This window comes from Embleya sp. AB8 (genome assembly GCF_049739465.1).
Taxonomy (GTDB): domain Bacteria; phylum Actinomycetota; class Actinomycetes; order Streptomycetales; family Streptomycetaceae; genus Embleya.
In genome coordinates, this window is record NZ_JBMHHY010000051.1 from 1 (window position 1) to 22,969 (window position 22,969).

Consider the following 22,969-nt stretch of genomic DNA (forward strand, 5'->3'; position numbering starts at 1 on the left):
CTGTACATCTACCTGGGGGCGTTTTTCGCCTTCGGGGGGTGGCCGGGGCCCAGGGGGGTGGGGTTCGGGCGGCTCCCGGCCTCACCCCCGGGCGGGCCCCCCCGGGGCGGGGCCCGCCCCCGGCCGGTGTGCCGTCACCGCCGGTGTGCCGTCACTGGCGGTAGGAGCCGATGAACTCGCCGATCCGGGTGATCGCGTCGGTCAGGTCGTCGACCTGGGGCAGGGTCACCACGCGGAAGTGGTCCGGCTGGTGCCAGTTGAACCCGGTGCCCTGGACGACCAGGATGCGCTGGCTCTGCAACAGGTCGAGGACGAACTTCTCGTCGTCGACGATCTTGCACACCTCGGGGTCGATCCGGGGGAACGCGTAGAGCGCACCCTTGGGCTTGACACAGGTCACCCCGGGGATCGCGGTCAGCGCCTCGTACGCGGCGTCGCGCTGCGCGTGCAGCCGACCGCCGGGCAGGATCAGGTCGTTGATGCTCTGGTAGCCGCCGAGCGCGGTGGCGATCGCGTGCTGCGAGGGCACGTTCGCGCACAGTCGCATGTTGGCCAGGATGTTCAGACCCTCGATGTAGCTGGCCGCGTGCCGCTTGGGGCCGGACAACAACAGCCAGCCGGAGCGGAAGCCGGCCACCCGATACGCCTTGGACAGGCCGTTGAAGGTCAGGCACAGCAGGTCGGGCGCGAGCGAGGCGAGCGGTACGTGTACGGCGTCGTCGTAGAGGATCTTGTCGTAGATCTCGTCGGCGAGGAGGAGGAGTCCGTGCCGCCGGGCGAGCTCGACGATGCCTTCCAGGACCGGTTGCGGATAGACCGAGCCGGTCGGGTTGTTCGGATTGATCACCACGATCGCCCGGGTGCGGTCGGTGATCCTGGCCGCGATGTCGTCCAGGTCGGGATACCAGTCCGCGCTCTCGTCGCACAGGTAGTGCACCGGGGTGCCGCCGGACAGGCTCACCGCGGCGGTCCACAGCGGGTAGTCCGGCATCGGCACGAGCACCTCGTCGCCGTTGTTCAACAGCGCCTGCAGGGCCATCACGATCAGCTCGGAGACGCCGTTGCCCAGGTAGACGTCGTCGACGTCCACCCCCTCGATGCCGCGCGTCTGGTAGTGCTGGACCACCGCCCGGCGTGCGGACAACACACCCTTGGAGTCCGAGTAGCCCTGCGCGGCCGGCAGGTTGCGGATCATGTCGTGCAGGATCTCGTCGGGTGCCTCGAAGCCGAACGGCGCGGGGTTGCCGATGTTCAGCTTCAGGATCCGGTGTCCCTCGTCCTCCAGGCGTTTGGCCTCGTCGAGAACCGGACCCCGGATGTCGTAACACACGTCGGCGAGCTTGCCCGACTGGCGCAGTTCGGGCAGCGGACGATGGTGTGGCTGCGACAACTCTTCGACGCTCACCTGGATATCTCCTCCTCGCCGGGCGATCGCCCGCGCGGTCCTCGGCACCCCGGGGCGGGCGACGTGGCGAGTCTTCCACGCCGGGGGGCCGACTCGCAGTGGGATATCCGACATACGGACGACCGGGCACCTGCTCGGGATCCCGCCGGCACCCGCCGGTAACGTGCCGGTTGGACCACAAGAGTTCATGTGCATGTTGCCCGCGAGGCAGAGCGGGGTCGCCCGACGGCGCTCTCGCGGTGCCACCCTGCCGCATATGGACGTGTCGTACTTCTACGGAACAGCGGGCGAAATCGACGCCGCGAGTCTGTACCGACTGTTGTCGCTGCGCAGTCGGGTATTCGTGGTCGCACGCCGGCAGCCCTGGCTCGATCCCGACGGCCGCGACATCGAGCCCGGCACCGCGCACCTGTGGGCGGAACAGGACGGCGTGGCGGTGTCCACCCTGCGGCTGACCGAGGAGGGAGACGGCCTGCTGCGGATGGGCCGGGTATGCACGCTGTTGTCCCATCGACGCCAGGGGCACGCCACCGTGCTGGTGCGGCACGCCCTGGTCCTGGCCGGCCCGCGGCCGGTGATCTCCGACGTGTACGCGCGCAGCGCCGACTGGTTCACCCGACGCGGCTTCGAGCAGCGCGGCGGGCGCACGGTGGTGGACGGCGAGGCGCACACCTCGATCCAGCACGTCCCGGCGGCGCGCCGAGCGGCCCCGACGCCGTCCGGCGCGGGCGACTCGGGCCGACGCGGTGGCGGGTACGTGCCGGCCTGGGCGTCGACGTGAGGTAGTGCCGCGTCCTCGCTCGGGCCCGCAGGGCGCCGACGGTCGGGTGGGTGGGCCCGGTTCGGCGCTGGGAATCCGGTGCGTTCGGGTGCCCCACGGGGGCCTCGGGACGTGTTTGGATGGGGCCTCGCGTCGGGGAGGGATCGGCCATGCGATGTGTGGTTCTGGGTGCCGGGGCGATCGGTGGCGTCCTCGGCGCTCGCCTCGCGCAGGCCGGGCACGACGTGCACGTGGTCGATCGGCGGGCGCACGTGGACGCGATTCGCGCGCACGGACTGCGTGTCCGAAGTCCCGACGGTGAGGATGTGGTGCGGCTCGCCGCGACCACCGACTTCGCCGAACCGGACTGGGCCGGGGTGGACGCCGTCGTGCTGTGCGTGAAGTCGCAGGACACCGCCGCCGCGCTGGCCGAACTGGCCCGGCACGCCGACCCCCAGACGCCGATCCTGTGCGCGCAGAACGGCGTGGCCAACGAGGACGCCGCGCTGCGCCTGTTCGCCAACGTCTACGGCGTGCTCGTCGCCTGCCCGAGCGCCTACCTCGAACCGGGCCTGGTGCGGGCCTACTCGTCGCCGGTGACCGGAGTCCTGGACGTCGGCCGATATCCGCACGGTCGGGACACGTTCGCGGTCCAGGTGTCACGTGTCCTGTCCGGAGCCGGCTACGCCTCCGAGGCGCGCGCGGACATCACCGCCTACAAGTACGGCAAGCTCGTCACCAACCTCGGCAACGCGGTCGAGGCGCTGTGCGGCCCGAGCGCGCGCGGCGGGAACCTGGACCGGCTGGCCATGGACGAGGCCCGCACGGTGCTCTTCTCGGCCGGGATCCACGCCGAGTTCGCACCGGTCAGCGCCCTCGTCCAGGTCCGCCCGGTGTTCGGCGAGCGGCGGCCCGGCGGCTCGTCCTGGCAGAGCCTGTACCGGCGCACCGGCGGCATCGAGACCGACTACCTCAACGGCGAGATCGTCCGCCTCGGCCGGCTGCACGGGGTGCCGACCCCGGTCAACGCCGCGCTGCAGTACGCGGCGAACCGGCTCGTGGCGAGCGGCGGCGAGCCCGGCTCGGTATCCGAACTCGACCTGCTGCGCGCGGTGGTGGACGGGCGCGGCGCCGCCCGCTGACCGGCTGCGCCGGGGGAAAGCCGATGGCCGGGGGCCCGCGCGCTCGCTAATCTGACCATTCGTCGGCGCCGCGCCGACGCGCCGATCCCACGTCGCTCGGCGCCGTGCCCACGATCCGCCCGCGAGGGGAGCCGGGGCGTGTCTTCAAGCCCCCGCCGAGCACCACGACGCCCGGCACCGCACCTCGCCGCCCCGCCGAAACGCCCGAATAGAACCACTATGCGGGCGCTTCGGCGGCACGCCGATGCACGGCACCGGACGCCGCGGAGCCCGACGGGGGCTTGAAGACACGCCCCAGCCCATGGGAGAGCCGTCGACGCCCCCCCGTGCGTGCCCGCCACGCGGCTGCCGCGGAGCCATAGGGCCGGTCGCCGCTGCCGGCACAGCCGTCCCCGGGGGACCACACGATGAACGACTCGGACACCCGCTCTGCCGTCCCGTCCCTCGACGACTGCCTCGCCGTGCTCGGCGCGCTGTCCGACCTCGCCCACGACGCGCCCGAGCGGCGCCGGATCGAGCAGGCGCTCGCGTCCTTCAGCCGCTCGGGACGCCGGCGCCGCCGGGCCGAGGAGCGCGAACTGCGGGTCCGGGAGCGGACCGGGGTGACCGAGCGGACCGCGCTCGGCGCCGCCGACCGGGTCGAGGACCTGCCCCTGGACGACACCGGGCTGCCGTCCTGTGTCGGCGTGGTGGAGATGGGCCTGCGCTGCTACGTCTGCAAGCAGCCCTACCAACACGTGGACGGCTTCTACCACCGGCTGTGCCCGTCGTGCGCGGCGGAGAACCGGCGGCGCCGACACGCGCGCACCGATCTGGCCGGGCGCCGCGCGTTGGTCACCGGCGGGCGGGTGAAGATCGGCCACGAACTCGTCCTCAAGCTGCTGCGCGACGGCGCCGAGGTGCTGGTCACCTCGCGCTTCCCACACGACACGCGGCAGCGGTTCGCCGCCGCGCCCGACCACGCCGAGTGGGCACACCGACTGCGGGTGCACACGATCGACCTGCGTGACCTGGGCGGGCTGGTGGCCTGGTGCGATCGGCTGGTGGCCGAGGGACGACCGCTGGACATCCTGGTCAACAACGCGGCACAGACCATCCGCCGACCCGCCTCGGCGTACGGGCCGCTGCTCGCCGCCGAGCGGGCCGCGCTCGGCGCCGGCGCCGTCGAATTCGCGCTCGGCGAGGCGTTCGCGGACGACCGGTCCGGGGCCGGGTCGGCGCCGGCCCTCGGGTCGGCGGGGTCGGTCGGATCCTTCGCGTCCCTCGGGCTCCCCGCGTCGCACCCGGCCGCCGGTGCGCTCGTGCCGGATCCGGCGGGGCTGCTCCCGGACCGGGCGTCGGTCAACTCCTGGTCCCGGCGGGTGGACGAGGTGGACCCGGTGGAGCTCCTGGAGGTGCAACTCGTCAATGTGACCGCGCCGTTCGTGCTGGTGAGCCGGCTGCTGCCGCTGCTGCGCGAGGCCGCGCACGAGCGGCGCTACATCGTCAATGTGTCGGCCGTGGAGGGGCAGTTCGGACGCGCGTACAAGGCGCCCGGGCATCCGCACACCAACATGGCCAAGGCCGCGCTGAACATGCTCACCCGCACCAGCGCCGAGGACCTGGCCGCCCAGGGGGTGTACATGAGCAGCGTCGACACGGGCTGGATCACCGACGAGAAGCCGTATCCGGACAAGCGGCGGGTCGCCGGGAGCGGATTTCGGACGCCGTTGGACGTCGTCGACGGCGCGGCTCGGGTCTATGACCCGATCGTGCGCGGGGAACTGGGCGAGCCGCCGTACGGCTGCTTCCTCAAGGACTATCGGGTCGCGCCCTGGTGACGGGCCGGTGATCGGGCGCGGGACGGCCCGGCAGTCGCGAGGGACTGCCGGGCCGCCGTGCGAGCACCCGGTTCCAGTGCGGGAAAGGGATCCCGTACCGGAGCCGGGGGTCGGTGATCCGGGCGACCCACATCAGTCGGCGTCGGCCAGGATCAGGTAGAGCCGCTTGCGGGTGTCGTTGACCACCTCGAGGGCCTTGGCCCGTTGCGCCTCGGTGCCGTTGGTCATCAGCTGGCGCAGCGCGTCGCCGATGCCGTGCATCGCCGAGCGCAGGTCGTGCACGGCCTCGAAGTCGACGCCGCGGCTGGCCTCGTCCCACGGGTTGCTGCCCTCGGGCTGGGCGGCGGCCTCGGTGCGGCCCGCTTCGGTGAGGGTGAACAGCTTGCGACCGCTGCCCTCGACACCCTCGATCACGCCCTCGTCCTCCAGGAGTTGGAGGGTCGGGTAGACCGAGCCGGGGCTGGGCTTCCACACGCCGCCGGTGCGCTCGCCGATCTCCTGGATCATTTCGTAGCCGTGCATCGGCCGTTCGGTGAGCAGGGCCAGGATCGAGGCGCGGACGTCACCGCGTCGGGCCCTTCCGCGCCCTCGGCCCCGGCCGCGCCCGTCCGGTCCGCCACGCCCGTGGCCGTGCCCGCGTCCCCACGGGCCGGGGCCGGGCGGGCCCCACGGGCCGAAGGCCGGGCGGTTCTGTCCTTCTGCTTCGCCCCACTGGGGGCGTCCTTTACTGCGGTACATGGGGTTTCTCCCTGGATTGTGGTGCGGGCGGCCGTCGGCGGCCCGCTGCTCTTCGGATCAATTCTTTGCATCTATCGCGACCGTTCGCGATGGCTCAACGATATATCGGGAGTGCTTCTTTCGCAAGCACTCGATGTAGTGGCGGTGTGGCTGCGATGTGGACGTGGCGTGTGGGTGGTGAGGGCGTGGTGAGGGTGTCGTGTGGATCGGCCTCGGCGGGTCGGCCGGCTGCGAGGGTGGGACGCATGGGTTCGGAGCCGCCTCCGGGCGAGGGGTCGCAGTCGCCCCGGGGAACTCCGGCCGGCCGCCGTGCGTCCTTCGGGGCGCGGGGTTCGATGCCCGGCCGATACCGGCGGCAGACCTGCGCAGGTTCTCCACGGAACCCGCACGAGGCGGACGCACGAGACGTGTTGGGCGAGTCGTGCTTACGGGTAGATTTCGGTTGATAGCTCTTGGTGATCGGCTGACGTGGGGAGAGGGCTGTGTGGACCTGGTTGGCGGTGGGGGTGGTCGCATACCTGGCGTTCCTCGCGGGCGTGATCGTGCTGTTGCGCGCGGCCAGGGCTCGTTCGCGGGCGGAACGGGCCGCCGACGCAGGGGAGTTGGGGGTGCGGTCGGCGGCGGACGAGCCGGCGCCGGCCCCCGCGCCCGAGCGCGCGGCGCCGTCGGCGGAAGCACATGCCGACGCGATGCGGGGACACCCGGTGTCCGACGAGAGCGCCGGGCCGGCGCGGTCGACCGGCTCCGGGCCGTCGCTGCCGCCGAGTTCGCCCACCTCGCGGGCAAGAGGCTGACCACGATGGCGTTTTCCGGCCCCGACGCGGGGTAGGCGCGGCGCATGGTGGATCCGCGGATCGACAGCGCAGCCGAAGGCGACGATCGGCGCGCACTGGACGAACTGGTCCCCGCGCCCGACCGGGTGATGCGGATCGCCGAGATGATCCGCCGGTTGTTGGCGGAACTGCGCGCGGCGCCGGCCGACGAGCCGGGGCGGGCCCGGGTCCGGGCGATCTACGAACGCTCGTTGCCCGAACTGCGGCGTTCGCTCGCCCCCGACCTCTACGCCGAACTGGCGCGCCTGACCCGCCCGTTCGCCGGCCCCGGGGCGCCGAGTGCGGCCGAACTGCGGATCGTGCAGGCCCAGTTGATCGGCTGGCTGGAAGGGTTGTGGGCGGGCATCCGGCTGACCCTGATGTTGCGTCACGACATCGAGATCGCCCCGGTGTCGCCGTTCTCGGACGCGGATGGGCCGGACGGCGGCTCGTATCTGTGACCGTGTCGAGCTGATCGCCGGTCAGCCGAGCACCCGTGGAGTCTTCGCCGTGACCGAACAGGTATCCGCCGCCGAACCGCGCTACGAACTCGATCGGGACACCACGTGCGTCCCCCGCCCGGACGAGCCGGGCGTCTTCGCCACCACCCTCTCGCCGGACTGGGCGTTCGGCATGGGCCTCAACGGCGGGTATCTGCTCGCCCTCGCCGCCCGCGCGCTCGGCGCGAGCCTGACGCAACCGGACCCGTTCACGATCACCGCGCACTACCTGAGCGCGTCGCAGCCGGGCCCGGCCGAGGTGCGTACCGAAGTGTTGCGCACCGGCCGCACGCTGAGCAGCGGCATCGCGCGCATCCTCCAGGACGGCGTGCCGCGGGTACACGTGACCGGGTCCTACGGCGACCTGGCCGCGCTCGACCCGGAGGTACGTACGAGCGCCCGGCCACCGGAGTTGCCCTCGGTGGAGGAGTGCGCGGCACGATCGGCGTTCCCGGCGTCGTTTCGCGGGGCCGCGTTCATGGATCGCAGCGAGCAGTTGCTCGACCCGGCGACCGCCGGCTGGTTGACCGGGCGGCCGTCCGGGCGCGGCGAGATCCGCGCGTGGTGGCGGCTCGCGGACGGGCGCGCCCCCGATCCGCTGGCCCTGCTGCTTGCGGTCGACGCACTGCCGCCGACCGGGTTCGACCTGGGGCTGCGCGGCTGGGTGCCGACGGTGGAGTTGACCGTGCATGTGCGGGCCAGGCCGGCGCCGGGCTGGTTGCGGGTCGCGCTGAGCACCCGCAATCTGGCCGGCGGTTTCCTGGAGGAGGACGGCGAGGTGTGGGATTCGGCGGGTCGACTGGTCGCCCAGTCCAGGCAGTTGGCCCGCGCGCCGCGGCGGCGTGCGGGATAGCCGGGGTCAGCGCGGTGGCCCGTACGGTCCGGGGGGACCGTAGGGGCCCGGGCCATAGGGGCCGGGCGGACCGTACCGGCCCTGCTGCGGGTGCGGCGGCGGGGCGCCGTGCGGGCCGCCGGGGGCGGCCCAGGTGTTGTTCTGGAAGCCGTCGGCGCCCATGCCGAACCAGCGGTTGCCATCCATCGCGGTCAGGTTCGCGGGCAGGATCTCGCTGGGCTGGACCACCACGTAGCCCTCGCCGAGGAAGGCCATCGTCCAGCCCTCGCCGGTCTGCCGACGCCGCCGCCAGATCCGCTCGGACGTGGTCTGCGCCTGGAGGCTGGTCTGTAGCCCGGCGGTCCAGGCGATCACCGCGTCGGCGTCCGCGAACACCTCGTGGTCGTGCGACGCGCGCAGCACCAGCGGGTGGCCGGACGTGGTGATCACGATCTTCCCGGTGCCGCCGATCTGCATCGAATAGGCGCCCATCCCGCCCACGTTGTAGCTCGCGTCGATCTGGACGACGCTCCAGTTGAGCGTGCCGTCCAGGGCCAGGACGTTCTCGTCCTCGATGATCAGCGCCTCGTTGTTCAGGTTCAGGATGTGGATGCTCTGCGCCTGGTTGGCGAAGTAGACGGTGCCGTGGCCGTGGCAGCGCATCAGGTCCAGCATGTCGCCGGTGAGCGCGCCGGTACGCAGCTCGGCGGCGGTCTGGTAGGCGCCCTCGAACTGCACGTTGCCCTGGTAGGCCACCATCGCGCCCTTGCGGGCCAGTACCTCGGTGCCCACCTCCGGGGCCAGCAACACCCGGAGCATGTGCGCGCTTTGCAGGCTGTAACGCGCTGCGGACTGGCTCACCGAGTGGTTGAACAGCGGACTCTGCACGAGGTCTCCGACGGATCCGGCAACGGCGTGGGCGCGGTTGGTGGCTGGTTCGATGGGCCGGTGCTCGGGTTGCGGCACCGGCCACTGTTCGGACCATGATTCCGCGCGGATGGTTCCGGCGGAAACCAAGGGCGTCCCATCTCGTCGGTAGGGGTGCGCGGAATCGGGTCCGCTACCACGTCACCGGACCCGGCGCCGGGGCGGAGCCGGGTCCCGACGGTGCGTCAGGAGGTGAGCGCGGCCACCGCGGCGTCCACCTCCGCCTCGGTGTTGTGGATGTGGAAGGCCAGTCGGGTACGGCCGGCCCGGGCCGAGACGCGGATGTCGGCGGCTGCCAGGCGGGCCTCGGCGTCGGGTTGGTCGACCGCGACGATCGCACTGTCCCCTTCGGGCAGGCCCAGCCCGCGCAGGAAGCGGTTGGCCAGGCCGACGTCGTGGGTGCGGATCCGCTCGACGCCGATCCGCTCGACCAGTTCGAGCGAGGGCGCCGCGCCCACCTGGCAGAACCACGCCGGCGACGTGTCGAAGCGCCGCGCGGCGTCGGTCAGCCGCAGTGGCGGGCCGTAGTAGGGGTCGACATCGGGCGCGCCCGCGTACCAGTTGGCGGCGTGCGGGAGGGTGCGGGCGGCCAGCTCCGGCGCCACGTAGCCGTACGCCGCGCCGCGCGGGGTCATCAGCCACTTGTACGCGCTGACCACGAACAGGTCGTAGCGGGTCACGTCCACCGGCAGCCACCCGCACGCCTGCGTACCGTCCACGTAGACGTCGGCGCCGTACGCGCGGGCCGCCGCGACCAGCTCCGCGTCGGCGGCGATGGACCCGTCGGCGGACTGGACCAGGCTGTACGCGACCGCCGTGGTGCGCTCGTCGATCGTGTCCACCAGCTTGGCCGCCGGCACGGTGACCACCTCGACGCCGCGGGCCCGCTGGACCAGCCAGGGGAACAGGTTGGAGGTGAACTCGACCTCGGGCACCACCAGTCGCCCGCCTTCCGGCAGCCCGGCGGCGAACGGCGCGAGCAGGCCGGAGGTGGTCTGGCCGGCCATGATCGTCTCGGTCGGCGCGTGCACCAGCCGGCCGAACGTCGCCCGCGCCCGTTCGCCGGCCGCGTGGAACTCCTCCATGTCGGTACGGCCGAGCCGCCACGACTCCTGGGCCCGGGCGATCGCCGCCCACGAGGCGTCCGGTGGCAGGCCGTGGCTCGCGGTGTTCAGCCAGCCGGGATCCGCCTTCCAGTGCGCGAGGCCGGCGTCGGGGTCCGGGGTGGGGCCGCTGTTCGGGTCCGGCTTCGAGTCCGGCTTCGGGGCCGGATTGGGGTCCGGTTTCGAGTCCATGTGTCGAGACTAGGCAGCCCGCGGATCGCCGGCACAGAGCCACTTCGCCGAAGGTGGCCTGATTTTGCCCGACCGCGAGCCGCCGCGTCCCGGCCCGGTCAGTTCGCGGCGGCGCCCGGGTCGCCGTCGGTGCGGTCGGCCAGCCACGCGGGCCACGGGACCGGGGGATTGGGGAGCGGGGTGATGTCCCGCTCGGCACACAGGCGTTCGAAGCCGGCCCGGTCGGCGGGCACCGCCCTCGGATCGCCGCACATGATCTCGTACAGGGTCGCGCCCTCGGGACCGGCGATCAGCGGCCCGAACGCGGCGCCCCGCTCCAGGGTGATGTGCGTGCCGACGGGGCACGGGCGGTCGCCGATCAGCACCTCGCCGGCGACCACGAAGACGTAGTGCTCGGACATGTGGCCGTGTCGCTCGACCACGACGCCCGCGTCGTAGCGGGCGTAGATGACCAACCGCTCGGGGGACCACTCCAGGAACTTCTCCCAGACCGAGGCGCGCCGCCCGCCGTGCGACTGGGCCTTGACCTCATGCCAGGGGGTTTCGCAGATGTGGGTGATGCGCAGTTCCGGCTCTCGATCCGCCACGGGGTTGCCCTCCCAGGAAGTGACGATGCGTCAGATCGATCTTGACATATCACAACGCTTGGGATTTGCCCGATATTTGGCCGATAACGGAGCCTTGAGCACCGAATCCTTACGGGGAATTTACCCCCGCGCCCCTTCGGTCGGTGATCACGTCTTCCGGGCTCCGCATAAAGTCGGTTGATACACCCAACCATGAACCCCGTCGCGGGGAGCCGAACGTCTCATTCGGTGCCCCGTACATGTAAGGAACCCGTCTTGAAGAGCGCGCAGCAGGCGCCGTCCGCCACTGTCCCGCCCGCCGCACCCGAAACCCCCGTCACGACCCCCACCGCGACCGCGCCCGCGGGCGTGAGCCGGACGGGGTTCGTGCTGCTCGTGCTGATCATGGGTGCGCTGACCTACTCGCTGCTCCAGTCGATGCTGGCGCCGGCCCTCCCACAGATCCAGACCGAGATCGGCGCGACCGCCGACGCGACCTCTTGGCTGATGACCGGCTACCTGCTGTGCGCCTCGGTGACCACGCCCATCCTCGGGCGGCTCGGCGACATGTACGGCAAGAAGCGCCTGTTCGTGTTCACCATCGGGATGCTCGCGGTCGGCTCGCTGGTATGCGCGCTGGCCGACTCGGTCGGCCTGATGATCATCGGCCGGGTGATCCAGGGCTTCGGCGGCGCGGTCTTCCCGCTGTCCTTCGGCATCGTCCGCGACGAGTTCCCGCCGGAGCGCCGGGCCGGGGCGATCGGCCTGATGTCCGCGATCATGGGCATCGGCGGCGGCATCGGCATCGTGGTCACCGGACCGATCATGGACCACCTGTCCTACCACTGGCTGTTCTGGATACCGATGGTGACGTGCCTGGTCACCGCGGTCGCGTCGTGGTTCCTGATCCCCGACTCGCCGGTGCGGGTCAAGGGCCGGATCCACTGGCTCGGCGGCGCGCTGATGTCGCTCGGCCTGGTCGGCGTGATGCTCGCGCTGAGCAAGGGCGAGTCCTGGGGCTGGGGTTCGGTGAACACGATCGGCCTGTTCGTGGCCGGCTTCGTCTTCCTCGGCCTGTGGGTGCGGGCCGAGTCGCGCGCCGCGGAACCGCTCGTGGACATGCGGGTGATGCGGCTGCGCGGGGTGTGGGCGACCAACCTCGGCGGCCTGCTCGTCGGCTTCTCGATGATGGCGGGCATGCTGCTCGTACCGCGCTTCCTGCAGATGCCGGAGAGCACCGGCTACGGCTTCGGCACCACCGTGACGGTGTCCGGTCTGTACGTACTGCCGCAGGCCTTCGCGATGTTGCTGATCGGCCCGATGGCGGGAGTGATCGACAAGCGCTTCGGCTCCAAGGCGGCGATGGTCGCGGGCTGCGTGCTGATGGCCGTGGGCTTCACGTCCCTGGCCACCCTGCACACCAGCGGTTGGCACATCCTGGTTGCGATGTTCGTCTTCGGCATCGGCATCGGCCTGGCGATGTCCGCGATGGCCAACCTGATCGTCGGCGCGGTCCCGGTCGAACAGACCGGCATCGCCACCGGGATCAACACGATCGCCCGCACCGTCGGGATGTCCTGCGCGAGCGCGATCTCCACCACGCTGCTCACCGCCAACCCCGGCCCCGGCGGGCTGCCCGCCGAACGCGGCTTCGTGCTGACCTTCGTCTGCGCCGCCGTGGCCGCGGTCGCCGCGCTCGGCGTCACCTTCGTGGTCCCCAGCCGAACCAAGCCCGCCGCCCGCCCGGTCGCCTGAACGACGGGGGTGGTGCCACCCCCACCCCCGATCCGCATGGTCGCCCCATCGTGCCGGACCCCCGCCGATCCGTAGCTTCGAACCTGTTGGTTTCGACGGGCGGTACAGGACACGGGAGGCAGCATGTTCGGGCGAGGCAGTCGCGGTAGCCGACAGGCCGAGCAGGAGGCCGGGTACACCGCGCACCTCGGGGCGCCCGTCGCGGTGGACAGCGCGGTACGGCTGGACGCGGTGACCAAGACGTACGGCCGGGGGAACTCGGCGGTGCACGCGCTGCGCGGCATCGACCTGAGCATCCCCCGGAGTACGTTCACCGCGGTGATGGGCCCGTCCGGCTCCGGGAAGAGCACCTTCCTGCACTGCGCCGCCGGCCTGGACCGGCCGGACGCCGGTCGGGTGCTGCTCGGCACCGACGACCTGACCAGGATGAAGGAGAACGACCTCACCCGGCTGCGCCGGACCCGACTCGGCTTCGTCTTCCAGGCGTTCAACCTGCTGCCTTCACTGACCGTGGAGAAGAACGTACTGCTGCCGCTGCGCCTGGCCGGCGAGCGGGCCGACCGGCGCCGGGCCGCCGAGGTGCTGACCATGGTCGGCCTCGACAACCACGCCGGTCGCCGACCCGCGCAGTTGTCCGGCGGCCAGCAGCAGCGCGTCGCGATCGCCCGCGCGCTGGTCACCCGGCCGGACGTGCTGTTCGCGGACGAGCCCACCGGCGCGCTGGACACCACCACCGCCGCCGAGGTGCTCACGCTGTTGCGCCGGGCCGTGGACGACAGCGGCGCCACGATCGTGATGGTCACCCACGACCCGGTCGCCGCGTCGTACGCGGACCGCGTCGTCTTCCTGGCCGCGGGCAACCTGGCGGGTGAGCTGTACCGGCCGACGCCGGAGGCGGTCGCGGCCCGGATGGTCGACCTCTCCCAGGTCGGCGCGCGACAGGGACAGGCGGCCTGATCATGTCCCTGTTCCGACCCAACGGTCTCGCGCGCACCTCGGTGCGCTTTCGACCCGCGTCCTTCGCCGGCTCGTTCGCGGCGCTGCTGCTCGCCTCGATGCTGGTCACGATGTGCGGCGTGTTCCTGGAGAGCGGGATCCGTGCGCACTCCACACCCGAGCGCTACGCCGACACTCCCGTGCTGGTCGGCGGCGCGAGCAAGATCAGCAAGGTGATGGGGCACGGCGACGGCAAGTACACCGAGTCGACCCTGACGCCCGAGCGGCCCCGGGTCGACGCGGGACTCGCGGGCCGGATCGCGGCGGTGCCCGGGGTGGCCGGCGTCATCCCCGATGTGACCTTCCCGGCGCAGACGCCGCATGGGGTGGTGGACGGGCACGGATGGTCGTCGGCGCCGCTGGCGGGCACCCGTTCGGGCAGTGCGCCCGGGGCCGGGCAGGTCGTGATGACCACGGCGGCTGCTGCGGCGGGCTCGGGCTCGGCGGGTTCGGCTGCGGCCGGTTCGGTCAAGGTCGGCGACACACTGCGGGTGGCCACGCCCGGCGGTGAGGTCGCGCTGCGGGTGAGTGGCGTGGTGCCCGGGAAGGGCGCGCATCTGTACGTGGCCGACGCCGAGGCGCAGCGGCTGGCCGGGCATCCCGGCACGGTCACCGCGATCGGCGTGCTGCCTGCGGCGGGCGCGGAGACCGCGAAGGTGGCCCGGGACGTACGGGCGGCGCTGGCGGGCACCGGCGCCAAGGTGTTCACGGGAGACGCGCGCGGGGCGGCCGAGTTCACCGACCTCGCCGACACCCGGGAACTGCTCACCGCGATCGGCGGCAGCCTGGGCGGCATCGTGCTCACGGTGGCGATCTTCGTGGTGGCCGGTGCGACCGCGCTGTCCGTGGGACAGCGCCGCCGAGACATCGCGCTGTTGCGCGCGGTGGGCGCCACGCCGTGGCAGATCCGGCGGATGATCGCGACCGAGACCGGTCTGGTGTCGCTGGTCGCGGGCGTGGTGGGGTTGCTGCCCGGCGTTTTGCTGGCTCGCTGGTGGTTCGGCGCGATGGAGAACCGCGACCTGATCGCGCACGGGGTCACCCTGTCCGTGGGTTGGATACCGATGGTCGTCGCGGTCGGCGCGGGTACGTTGACGGCGCTGGGCGCGGGGCTGCTCGCGGCGCGGCGCAGTGCCAAGATCCGGCCCACCGAGGCGTTGGGCGACGCTGCGACCGAGAAGGCCTTCGTCGGCTGGATCCGGCTGCTGCTCGGCCTGGGCGCGTTGGGCGGCGGGATCGCGGTGACCCGGGTCGCGCTGAACGCGTCCGGAGACAAGGCGGTGAGCGCGGCCGGCGGCGTGATCATGCTGTTCATGCTCGCGATCGGGCTGCTCGGGCCGATGTTGGCGCACCTGCTGGTGTCGGTACTCGGTTGGGTGGGGAGCCTGTTCGGCACCACCGGGCAGCTCGCCTTCGACAACGCGCGGGCCAACTCCCGGCGGCTGGCGTCGGCGATCACCCCGATTGCGCTCGCGGTCGCCTTCGCGGCGACGCTGAGCTTCATGTTCGCCGCCGAGGACCACTACGCCGGGATGCAGTCCCGGGACGCGGTGACCGCGGACCGGGTGCTGACCGGGCCCGGGTTCACGCCGCAGGCCACCGCCGAGGTGGCCGCCACGCCCGGCGTCGCGTCGGTGACCTCGGTGCTGAACACCTCGGTCGTGGTCGCGCGCGACGGCAGCCTGAACAAGCAGAGCGCGCAGGGGATCGGCGGCACCACGCGGGACCTGGCGAGCACGCTCGACCTGGACGTGCTCGAGGGCGACACCACCGCGCTGCGGGCCGGCGCGCCGCAACCGGCGGGCGGCGCGGTCGCATTGGACCGGGCCACCGCGTCGGCGCTGGATGCGAAGGTCGGCAGTCCGGCGTCGATGTGGCTCGGCGACGGGACCGAGATCAAGCCGGTCGTGGTGGCGATCTACGAGCGTGGGCTCGGCACCGCCACGGTGACGCTGCCGCGGGCGGCGGTCGAGCACCACGTGGAGACGGCGCTGGACGGGCGGCTGTTGGTGAAGTTCGCCGCCGGTGCGGACTCGCGGGCCACCGAGGCGGCGCTGACCGAGCTGACCGGGCGGCACCCGGGCGCCTCCGTCGCCGACCGCGCGGGGTATGCCACGCAGGTGGACAAGGACCGCGAGACCAACAAGTGGCTGAACTACGTGATGATGGTGATCCTGGCGGGCTTCGCGACGATCGCCGCGATCAACACGATGGCGGTCACCACGGCGGCCCGGACCCGTGAGCTGGGCCTGATGCGGATGATCGGCAGCACTTCCGGGCAGGTGCGCGCGGTGATCCGCCGCGAGGCGGTCATGGTCGGCGTGATCGGCCTGGGCCTGGGCCTCTCGGTGACGGTGGCCACCCTGATACCGGTCAACAAGGGCGCGTACGACAACAGCACCCCGTATATCCCGCTGCCCCTGTGCTTGGCGATCAGCGTCGCGGCCCTGCTCCTGGCCCCCCTGACGGTCGCTCCGGTGACCCGCCGGCTGCTGCGCCTGTCCCCGATCGACGCGGTGGGCGCGAAGGAGTAGGGGAGTAGCGGAAGTTCGATTCGCACACGCCGGATGGGCCGAGACGGTCCATCCGGCGTGCCGCGTGGGTTCGAAGGAGCGTGTGGTCGGTTTGTCAGAGGGTGGTGCGGCCCGGGGTGACCAGGCCCGTTTCGTAGGCGAAGACGACGAGTTGGGCTCGGTCGCGGACGGAGAGCTTGGTCATCGCCCGGCTTACGTGCGTCTTCGCGGTAAGCGGGCTGAGCACCAGGTGCTCGGCGATCTCGTCGTTGGACAGACCGCGCCCGACCAGGCCCACGATCTCGCGCTCGCGCTCGGTGAGCAGCGCCAGTTCGGCGGCCGGCGCGGCGGTGGGGCGGAGTGCGGTCGCCGCGTACTCCTCGATCAGCCGGCGGGTCACGTTCGGCGACAACAACGCGTCGCCCGCCGCGACCACCCGCACCCCGCGCAGGAGTTCGGCCGGTTCGGTGTCCTTGACCAGGAAGCCGCTCGCGCCGTTGCGCAGCGCCTCGAAGACGTATTCGTCCAGGTCGAACGTGGTCAGGATGACCACCCGAACCTCGGTCAGGGCCGGATCCGCCGCGATCACCCGCGCGGCCTCCAGGCCGTCCATGCCCGGCATCCGAATGTCCATCAGCACCACGTCGGGGCGCAGTTCGCGGGTGAGCCGGACCGCCTCGCCGCCCTCGCCCGCCTCGCCGACCACCTCCATGTCCGGCTGCGCGGTGAGCAGCGCCCGAAAGCCCGCGCGCACCAGGGCCTGATCGTCGGCCAGTACCAAGCTGATCATGCGTCCCCCTCGGTGGACCGCGCCGGTCGGCCGGTGGTCGCCGCCGGTTCGGCCGGCGGATCCGCCGCGTGGTCGGGCCCCTCGGCGCGCCCACCGTAGGGCAGATGCGCCTGTACGTGGAAACCGCGCCCGGGCACCGGCCCCGCGACGCACCGCCCCCCGAGCGCGGCGGCCCGCTGGCGCATCCCGTGCAGTCCGTTGCCGCCGGACGTCAACGCGTCCGCCGGCACGGCCGGTGGCGGCTTCGTCTCGGCGCCCCGGCCGTTGTCCCGGATCGCCAGATCCAGACCGGTCGCCCCGTAGGTCACGCCGACCACCGCCTCGCTCGCCCCGGCGTGGCGCAGGGTGTTCGTCAGCGCCTCCTGCACGATGCGGTAGGCCGCCAGATCCACCGCCGCGGTCAGCGGTCGTGTGCTGCCCGAGCGCTCGACCCGCACCGTCAGCCCGCCCGCCGAGGTGCGGGCGACCAGGTCGTCGAGCAGATCCAGGCCCGCGGTCGGCGCGCGCGGGGCGCCGTCCGGACCCGAGCGGTCCACCGAATCGCCTCTGAGGATGTCCAGCACCGAGCGCAGCTCGCCCAGCGCCTCGCGGCTCGCATACTTGACCGCGGTCAACGCCTCGCGGGCCTGCTCCGGCGAGGAGTCCATCAACTCCAGGCCCACCGACGCCTGCACGTTCATCAGCGAGATGTGGTGGGCCAGCACGTCGTGCAACTCGCGGGCGATCCGCAGCCGTTCGTCCCCCGCCCGGCGCCGCTCGGCCTCGGCGAGGCCGAGCGATTGCACCCGGGCCCGCTGCGCCTCGGCCGCGTTGAACGCGCGGCGCAACCGGACCAGCTCGCCGATCCCCGCGAGCACCAGCATCCACGCGGCGATGCCGAACGCCAGACCGAGCGTGGGGCCGGGCTCGGAGGTCACCAGCGGTGTGATCCACACGAAGCCCGCGTAGCCCACGGCGAGCACCACATACGCCAGGAGGCGTAGGCCGGCGGCGAAGGCGCCCCACAGCGCGATGATCATCGCGAGGAAGATCGGCCCGCGCGGATAGTCGAGCATCGCGTAGAGCAGCGCCGAGCCGACCGCGACCAACAGCACCCCGACGCGGTAGCGGCGGCGCACGATCAGGGCCAGCGGGCCGAGCACGATCAGCACGACGCCCCACGCGTCCAGCCCCCGAGGTGTGGCCGCCTGATGACGGGCCGCGAACACCATCCCGCCCAGTTGCACCGCGCACACCAGCAGCGCGAGCGCGACGTCGCGCACGACGCGCGGAACCGGGTCGAGCGTGTGCGCGAGCCAGTTTGCGCCGGGGCGGGACGTCCGCAACCACGGCGGTCCCGGCCACGCGCCCGGGTGCCGGGTCGACGGATTCGAGGGGCACTTCATGCGATCAACGGTAGGGGGAGTCGAGGGCCTCGCGCGTCGGCCGGCCGAGGGCTTGTCGGATGCTCCCGGGGGAGCAGATCACCCCCTGGGGACTGCTTCCCAGGGAGCAGGAAAGCGCCGGTCAGCGGGCCTGCCGACCTGCCACGGCAGCAGGTGGAGTGCATCCCCGGGCCGGACGCCGGCCGGGCCGCGAATCGGAAGAGTTGAACCCGTCGACGAGGCGTCGGAACCGACCGGATCCCACCCCTCGCCGGCCGGGCCCGGGCCCCTCGCCCGATGCCGCGTCCGATCCGCAACCACCCCAGGAGGACACCGTGAACGCGTCGCCGACGACCGGCAACCGGCGCTTCTCGAGGCGCGTGCGCAGAGCGGTCAACTCCGCACACGTCGTGTTCGCCGTCGGTCTCCTGGGCGTCGAATGGGTCATGCTGCTGATCGCCGTGCTGGCCCGGATGACCAACGACGACACGCTGCGGCACAGCGCCTATCGGCTGATGCGCGTCTTCGTCTTCGCCGGCGGCGTTCCGTTCGCGCTGCTCTCCCTGATCACCGGCGTGCTGCTGTGTCTGTTCACGCCCTGGGGGCTGTGGCAGCACCTGTGGATCAAGGTCAAGATCGTGCTGCTGCTCGCGGTGATCGCGGCCGGCGCCGGGGTGGTCGGCCAGTTCGCCGAGCGACTGATCGCCGACTCGGCCCCCGGGGGAAAAGCGGACGCGCTGCCGCCGGTGCAGACCTGGCACCTGGTCGTGGTGATCTGCCAACTGCTCGCGCTGATCGCCGCGACCGCGCTGTCCGTGTTCAAGCCCTCGGGTGACCGCACCCGGAGCCGAACCCGGCTGCGCCGCACCGCCGTCGGCGCCGTCGGCGACCCGGCCGCCACGCCGGGCGGGCCCGAACCGGCGACCACCGCCGCACGTGGGCGCGCCGGCGCCGGCCGTCGTGCCGCCGAGCCCGAACCGTCTCCTTCCGCAAGCTCGCTCTCCTCACGAGGATCGTCATGACCACGAGCACCGACTCCACCGACCCCACCGATCGCACCGATCCCGCCGTGCGGTACGCGGCCCGCGCCGTGCACCTCTCCCGCGTCCACGGCGCCGGGGACACCACCGTGCGCGCCCTGGACGACGTCACGATCGGCTTCCCGCGCGGCAGGTTCACCGCCGTGATGGGCCCCTCCGGGTCCGGCAAATCCACGCTGCTGCACTGCCTGGCCGGGCTCGACGACATCACCGAGGGCGCGGTCCACCTGGGTGGGACCGAACTCGGCTCGCTGACCGACCGGCAGCTCACCCGGCTGCGCCGGGACCGGATCGGGTTCGTCTTCCAGGCGTTCAACCTGCTGCCCACGATGACCGCACTGGACAACATCGTGCTGCCCGCGTCACTGGCCGGCCGCAAGCCCGACCTCGACTGGCTGGACAAGGTGGTCACCGCGGTCGACCTGGGCCAACGGCTGGGGCACCGACCGGGCGAGCTCTCCGGCGGTCAGCAACAGCGGGTCGCGGTGGCCCGGGCACTGGTCGGGCGGCCGGAGATCGTGATGGCGGACGAGCCGACCGGCAACCTCGACTCGCGTTCCGGCGCCGAGGTGCTGGCGCTGCTGCGCGACGCCGTGGACGAACTCGGCCAGACCGTCCTGATGGTCACCCACGACCCGGTCGCGGCGGGCTACGCGGACGGCGTGGTCTTCCTCGCCGACGGGCGGATCGCGGACCACATGGAGGCACCGACCCCGGACCGTGTGCTGGACCGGATGAAGGCCTTCGATCGAGTCGCCGCCGGCGCGGGTGCCGGTGCCGGCGCCCGAGGGGAGTGACCGCGATGCTGATCCGGCTCTCGCTCGCCAACCTGTGGGCCCGCAAACGTCGGCTCGTGGGCCTGGCCCTGGCCGTGCTGCTCGGCACCGCCTTCCTCTCCGGGGCGCTCGTACTCGCCGACACGATGAGCTCCTCCATCGGCGGGCTGATCCGCGACAGCGGCGCGGGTACCGATGTGGTGGTGCGCAACGCGACCTCGGTCACCGACCGGCCCGGCACCCAGCGCGGCGGGATCGACGCCGCGCTCGTGGACCGGGTCCGTGCGGTGCCGGGCGTCGCGGGCGCCCAACCGGTCATCCAGGGCTACGGCCAGGTGGTCGGCAAGGACGGCACGGCGCTGACCGGCAACGGCCCCCGCACGGCGGGCAATTGGATACCGGACCCGGCGCTGACGCCCTATCGCCTGGCCGACGGCCGGGCACCGGCGACGCCCGACGAGGTGGTGATCGACCGGGCCACCGCCAAACAGGGGCACCTCAAGCCCGGCGACCGGGTCACCGTACTGACCCCCGGACCGGTTCCCGTCACCATCGTCGGCATCGCCACCTTCGGTGACCTGGACGCCTTCGGCGGCGGCTCGTACACCGCGTTCAGTCTCGACGGCGCGCGGCAGCACGTACAGCGCGACCCCGGCAAGATCGGCACGATCGCGGTACGGGCCGTGGCCGGCACCGATCAGCGGGAGTTGGCCGGGCGGATCCAGCGGGCACTGCCGGCCGATACCCAGGCGTTGCCCGGCAAGGCGGCCACCAGCGAGGCGGTGTCCGCCGTCGAGGACGGCTTCCTGAAGATCTTCCGCACCTTCCTGACCGTGTTCGCGGCGATCGCGCTGGTCGTCGCGGCCTTTTCGATCAACCACACGTTCTCCGTGGTGGCCGCGCAACGCACCAGGGAGGTCGCGCTGTTGCGGGCACTGGGCGCGAGCCGAAGCCAGATGTTGCGGCAGGCGCTGATCGAGGCACTGGTGATCGGCGTGATCGCGTCGACGGCCGGGCTGGCCGCGGGACTCGGACTGGCCGCCGGGCTCAAGGAGTTGTTCTCCGGGTTCGGCTTCACGCTGCCCGCGCGCGGGCTGACGTTCAAGGCGTCCACCGCGTTGACCGTGCTGCCGGTGGGCATCCTGGTCACGGCGTTCGCGGCGCTGGTGCCCGCCGTGCGCGGCTCGCGGGTCGCGCCGGTGACGGCGCTGCGCGGGGCCGGCGCCGAGCGTACGGAACTGCCGCGCCGCCGGCTGGTGGTGGGCCTGGTACTGCTCGCGGCGGGGCTCGCGGTGGGTATCGCGGGTGGTGGCATGGTGGGGTTGGCCGTAGCGGCGCCGGTGTTGTCGGCCGGGGTACTGCTGATCGCGCCGGCGGGGATCCGTGCGGTCGGCGGTCCGCTCACCGCGCCGCTGCCGCGGCTGCGGGGCGCGCCGGGTGCGTTGGCTCGGGGCAACCTGCTGCGCAGTCCGCGGCGGACCGCCGGCGCGGCCACCGCGATGTTGCTCGGGATCGCCATCGTCACGCTGTTCGCGGTCTTCGCGGCCTCGCTCAAGGAGGGTTCGGGCGACCAGACCCGGAAGGTGATCGCCGGGCAGCTGGTGATCGGCGGCTCGTCGCCGGGCACCTGGGCCGGCGGCGGACACAGCCCGGAACTCACCCGCCGGGCCGCCGAGTTGCCCGATGTCGAGGCGGCCACCGGGATCCGCAACGCGGGCGCGCTCGTGGACGGGCACAGCCGGCAATTGCTCGCCGTCGACTCGGCCCGGCTGGACCGGTTGTTCGACCTGGATGTCACCGAGGGACGGGTGACCGGACTCGGTCCGAACGGCATGGCCGTGTCGGCGGCCACCGCCAAGGACCGCGGCTGGCGGCTCGGTTCGACCGCCGAGGTCACCTTCCCGGACGGCGCGCGAACGTCGTTCACGGTGATCGGGCTCTACGACCGCACGGCGGTGGTCGGCGACTACCTGATCGACCGGACCGCGTGGGAACCGCACGCGGACGCGGCGCTGGACTCGGCGGCGGTGTTGCGGTTGGCGCCGGGGGTCTCGACCGGGACGGTCAGGGCCGAGGTGCAGCGGCTGGCCAAGGACTACGGCGCACCGCCGGTGCGGGACCGGGAAGGGTTTGTGGAGGCAAACGCCGCGATGTTGCAGACGCTGGTGGCGGTGGTCTACGTGCTGCTGGCGCTGGCCCTGGTGATCGCGCTGGGCGGGATCGCCAACACACTGTCCCTGGCCGCCTACGAACGCACCCGCGAACTGGGCCTGTTGCGGGCGATCGGCGCGGCTCGGGCGCAGATCCGGTCGGCCCTGCGCTGGGAGTCCACGCTGGTCGCGGTGATCGGCGCGGGCGCGGGTCTCGCGGTGGGCCTGTTCCTGGGCTGGGTGGCGATCCGGGCCATCGGCGGCGCGAACACGGGGGCGACCCTGCCATTCGCGGTGCCCACGGTCCAACTGGCGGTGCTGGTGACGGTAGGAGCACTCGGCGGCCTGGCAGCCGGCGCCAGACCCGCAGCCAAGGCAGCCCGCCTCCCGATCCTCCGCTCGATAGCAACGGAGTAGCCGACCACCACCCACGACCCCCCAGCGGGCCGCAAGCGACGTGGTCTGGTTGGTGGTTGGTGGTTGGTGGTTGGCGGGCGGCGTCGTGGCTCGGCGTGGCGGTGGGCTGGTCCTGGCCGGTGGCCGTTGCCGTCCTGGCTGGCTTGGCTGGTTCGTGGTCGGGGGCGGTGGGCCGCTTGGCGTCGTGCGGCGCACCCTCTCCGCAGTTGCCCTGGGTTCGTTCGGCGGGGCCGGGTCGTGGGGGTGGCCGCCGTCTCGTCGTTGCTCGTCCCCTCCGGGGCCGGGGTCTTTGCTTGGTGCTTCGCATCCGTTGTTGCCCGTCCACTACGTGGCCGTCACTGCCCTGGTCGGCTTTGCTGGCTCGTGGTCGG

General features: G+C 72.5%; 19 protein-coding genes. 12 read left to right on the forward strand and 7 right to left on the reverse strand.

Annotated elements, in window-relative coordinates; genetic code table 11:
- Window positions 1-151: 151 nt before the first annotated feature.
- Window positions 152-1,366 (reverse strand): pyridoxal phosphate-dependent aminotransferase, encoded by a 1,215-nt coding sequence (locus tag ABIA38_RS43690; protein ID WP_424644642.1) that lies wholly within the window; start codon window positions 1,364-1,366, stop codon window positions 152-154.
- A gap of 295 nt (window positions 1,367-1,661) precedes the next feature.
- Between ABIA38_RS43690 and ABIA38_RS43695 the strand changes: the two genes are divergently transcribed.
- The 3 genes from ABIA38_RS43695 to ABIA38_RS43705 all read left to right on the forward strand — a co-directional run bounded on the left by ABIA38_RS43695 (window position 1,662) and on the right by ABIA38_RS43705 (window position 5,127).
- The gene (locus ABIA38_RS43695; protein ID WP_424644614.1) at window positions 1,662-2,186 is read left to right on the forward strand and encodes a GNAT family N-acetyltransferase; all 525 of its coding nucleotides are present in this window, start codon (window positions 1,662-1,664) and stop codon (window positions 2,184-2,186) included.
- A gap of 149 nt (window positions 2,187-2,335) precedes the next feature.
- A complete protein-coding gene (locus ABIA38_RS43700) occupies window positions 2,336-3,307 on the forward strand; it encodes a ketopantoate reductase family protein (RefSeq protein ID WP_424644615.1) in 972 nt (323 codons plus the stop codon).
- A 407-nt stretch (window positions 3,308-3,714) separates the two neighbouring features.
- Complete coding sequence (locus ABIA38_RS43705; RefSeq protein WP_424644616.1) at window positions 3,715-5,127, forward strand: SDR family NAD(P)-dependent oxidoreductase; 1,413 nt, start codon at window positions 3,715-3,717, stop codon at window positions 5,125-5,127.
- A 132-nt stretch (window positions 5,128-5,259) separates the two neighbouring features.
- Here the strand turns inward: ABIA38_RS43705 and ABIA38_RS43710 are convergent, their stop codons facing one another.
- Window positions 5,260-5,865 (reverse strand): PadR family transcriptional regulator, encoded by a 606-nt coding sequence (locus tag ABIA38_RS43710; RefSeq protein ID WP_424644617.1) that lies wholly within the window; start codon window positions 5,863-5,865, stop codon window positions 5,260-5,262.
- A gap of 482 nt (window positions 5,866-6,347) precedes the next feature.
- On the opposite strand from ABIA38_RS43710, the gene ABIA38_RS43715 reads away from it, so the two are divergent.
- From ABIA38_RS43715 to ABIA38_RS43725, 3 genes are read left to right on the forward strand one after another with little or no spacing between them, the layout of a single operon-like run.
- A complete protein-coding gene (locus ABIA38_RS43715; protein WP_424644618.1) occupies window positions 6,348-6,659 on the forward strand; it encodes a hypothetical protein in 312 nt (103 codons plus the stop codon).
- A gap of 44 nt (window positions 6,660-6,703) precedes the next feature.
- Window positions 6,704-7,138, forward strand: coding sequence for a proteasome activator (locus ABIA38_RS43720; protein ID WP_424644619.1), 435 nt, complete (start codon window positions 6,704-6,706; stop codon window positions 7,136-7,138).
- A 49-nt stretch (window positions 7,139-7,187) separates the two neighbouring features.
- Window positions 7,188-8,030: a thioesterase family protein gene (locus ABIA38_RS43725; protein WP_424644620.1), complete on the forward strand. Its 843-nt coding sequence runs from the start codon at window positions 7,188-7,190 to the stop codon at window positions 8,028-8,030.
- Between the two features lie 6 nt (window positions 8,031-8,036).
- Here ABIA38_RS43725 and ABIA38_RS43730 read toward each other — a convergent pair whose 3' ends face one another.
- The 3 genes from ABIA38_RS43730 to ABIA38_RS43740 all read right to left on the reverse strand — a co-directional run bounded on the left by ABIA38_RS43730 (window position 8,037) and on the right by ABIA38_RS43740 (window position 10,818).
- On the reverse strand, window positions 8,037-8,897 hold the full coding sequence (locus ABIA38_RS43730) for an AIM24 family protein (protein ID WP_424644621.1): 861 nt from the start codon (window positions 8,895-8,897) through the stop codon (window positions 8,037-8,039).
- Window positions 8,898-9,121: 224 nt separating this feature from the next.
- Complete coding sequence (locus ABIA38_RS43735; RefSeq protein WP_424644622.1) at window positions 9,122-10,231, reverse strand: aminotransferase class V-fold PLP-dependent enzyme; 1,110 nt, start codon at window positions 10,229-10,231, stop codon at window positions 9,122-9,124.
- Between the two features lie 98 nt (window positions 10,232-10,329).
- Entirely contained in the window at window positions 10,330-10,818 is a 489-nt protein-coding gene (locus ABIA38_RS43740; protein WP_424644623.1) for a hypothetical protein, read from the reverse strand.
- Window positions 10,819-11,073: 255 nt separating this feature from the next.
- Here ABIA38_RS43740 and ABIA38_RS43745 point away from each other — a divergent pair, with 255 nt between their 5' ends.
- The 3 genes from ABIA38_RS43745 to ABIA38_RS43755 all read left to right on the forward strand — a co-directional run bounded on the left by ABIA38_RS43745 (window position 11,074) and on the right by ABIA38_RS43755 (window position 16,082).
- Window positions 11,074-12,552 (forward strand): MFS transporter, encoded by a 1,479-nt coding sequence (locus tag ABIA38_RS43745; protein ID WP_424644624.1) that lies wholly within the window; start codon window positions 11,074-11,076, stop codon window positions 12,550-12,552.
- Between the two features lie 123 nt (window positions 12,553-12,675).
- Window positions 12,676-13,509 carry an ABC transporter ATP-binding protein gene (locus tag ABIA38_RS43750; protein WP_424644625.1) on the forward strand — a complete coding sequence of 278 codons (834 nt, stop codon included), beginning with the start codon at window positions 12,676-12,678 and terminating at the stop codon, window positions 13,507-13,509.
- 2 nt (window positions 13,510-13,511) lie between these two features.
- Window positions 13,512-16,082: an FtsX-like permease family protein gene (locus ABIA38_RS43755; protein WP_424644626.1), complete on the forward strand. Its 2,571-nt coding sequence runs from the start codon at window positions 13,512-13,514 to the stop codon at window positions 16,080-16,082.
- Window positions 16,083-16,176: 94 nt separating this feature from the next.
- Here ABIA38_RS43755 and ABIA38_RS43760 read toward each other — a convergent pair whose 3' ends face one another.
- Complete coding sequence (locus tag ABIA38_RS43760) at window positions 16,177-16,851, reverse strand: response regulator (protein ID WP_424644627.1); 675 nt, start codon at window positions 16,849-16,851, stop codon at window positions 16,177-16,179.
- A complete protein-coding gene (locus ABIA38_RS43765) occupies window positions 16,848-18,236 on the reverse strand; it encodes a sensor histidine kinase (RefSeq protein WP_424644628.1) in 1,389 nt (462 codons plus the stop codon). Before ABIA38_RS43765 ends, ABIA38_RS43760 begins: the two co-directional genes overlap by 4 nt.
- Before the next feature lie 314 nt (window positions 18,237-18,550).
- Here ABIA38_RS43765 and ABIA38_RS43770 point away from each other — a divergent pair, with 314 nt between their 5' ends.
- From ABIA38_RS43770 to ABIA38_RS43780, 3 genes are read left to right on the forward strand one after another with little or no spacing between them, the layout of a single operon-like run.
- Window positions 18,551-19,237, forward strand: a complete 687-nt coding sequence (locus ABIA38_RS43770; protein ID WP_424644629.1) for a DUF2269 family protein — start codon at window positions 18,551-18,553, stop codon at window positions 19,235-19,237.
- On the forward strand, window positions 19,234-20,052 hold the full coding sequence (locus ABIA38_RS43775; RefSeq protein ID WP_424644630.1) for an ABC transporter ATP-binding protein: 819 nt from the start codon (window positions 19,234-19,236) through the stop codon (window positions 20,050-20,052). Before ABIA38_RS43770 ends, ABIA38_RS43775 begins: the two co-directional genes overlap by 4 nt.
- 5 nt (window positions 20,053-20,057) lie before the next feature.
- Entirely contained in the window at window positions 20,058-22,598 is a 2,541-nt protein-coding gene (locus ABIA38_RS43780) for an FtsX-like permease family protein (protein ID WP_424644631.1), read from the forward strand.
- Window positions 22,599-22,969: the final 371 nt, after the last annotated feature.

Coding starts and splice junctions, on each gene's coding strand:
- ABIA38_RS43700 (WP_424644615.1), top strand. CDS start 2,336: ATGCGATGTGTGGTTCTGGGTGCCGGGGCGATCGGTGGCGTCCTCGGC.
- ABIA38_RS43750 (WP_424644625.1), top strand. CDS start 12,676: ATGTTCGGGCGAGGCAGTCGCGGTAGCCGACAGGCCGAGCAGGAGGCC.
- ABIA38_RS43735 (WP_424644622.1), bottom strand. CDS start 10,231: ATGGACTCGAAACCGGACCCCAATCCGGCCCCGAAGCCGGACTCGAAG.
- ABIA38_RS43710 (WP_424644617.1), bottom strand. CDS start 5,865: ATGTACCGCAGTAAAGGACGCCCCCAGTGGGGCGAAGCAGAAGGACAG.
- ABIA38_RS43705 (WP_424644616.1), top strand. CDS start 3,715: ATGAACGACTCGGACACCCGCTCTGCCGTCCCGTCCCTCGACGACTGC.
- ABIA38_RS43775 (WP_424644630.1), top strand. CDS start 19,234: ATGACCACGAGCACCGACTCCACCGACCCCACCGATCGCACCGATCCC.
- ABIA38_RS43695 (WP_424644614.1), top strand. CDS start 1,662: ATGGACGTGTCGTACTTCTACGGAACAGCGGGCGAAATCGACGCCGCG.
- ABIA38_RS43780 (WP_424644631.1), top strand. CDS start 20,058: ATGCTGATCCGGCTCTCGCTCGCCAACCTGTGGGCCCGCAAACGTCGG.
- ABIA38_RS43755 (WP_424644626.1), top strand. CDS start 13,512: ATGTCCCTGTTCCGACCCAACGGTCTCGCGCGCACCTCGGTGCGCTTT.
- ABIA38_RS43760 (WP_424644627.1), bottom strand. CDS start 16,851: ATGATCAGCTTGGTACTGGCCGACGATCAGGCCCTGGTGCGCGCGGGC.
- ABIA38_RS43720 (WP_424644619.1), top strand. CDS start 6,704: ATGGTGGATCCGCGGATCGACAGCGCAGCCGAAGGCGACGATCGGCGC.
- ABIA38_RS43765 (WP_424644628.1), bottom strand. CDS start 18,236: ATGAAGTGCCCCTCGAATCCGTCGACCCGGCACCCGGGCGCGTGGCCG.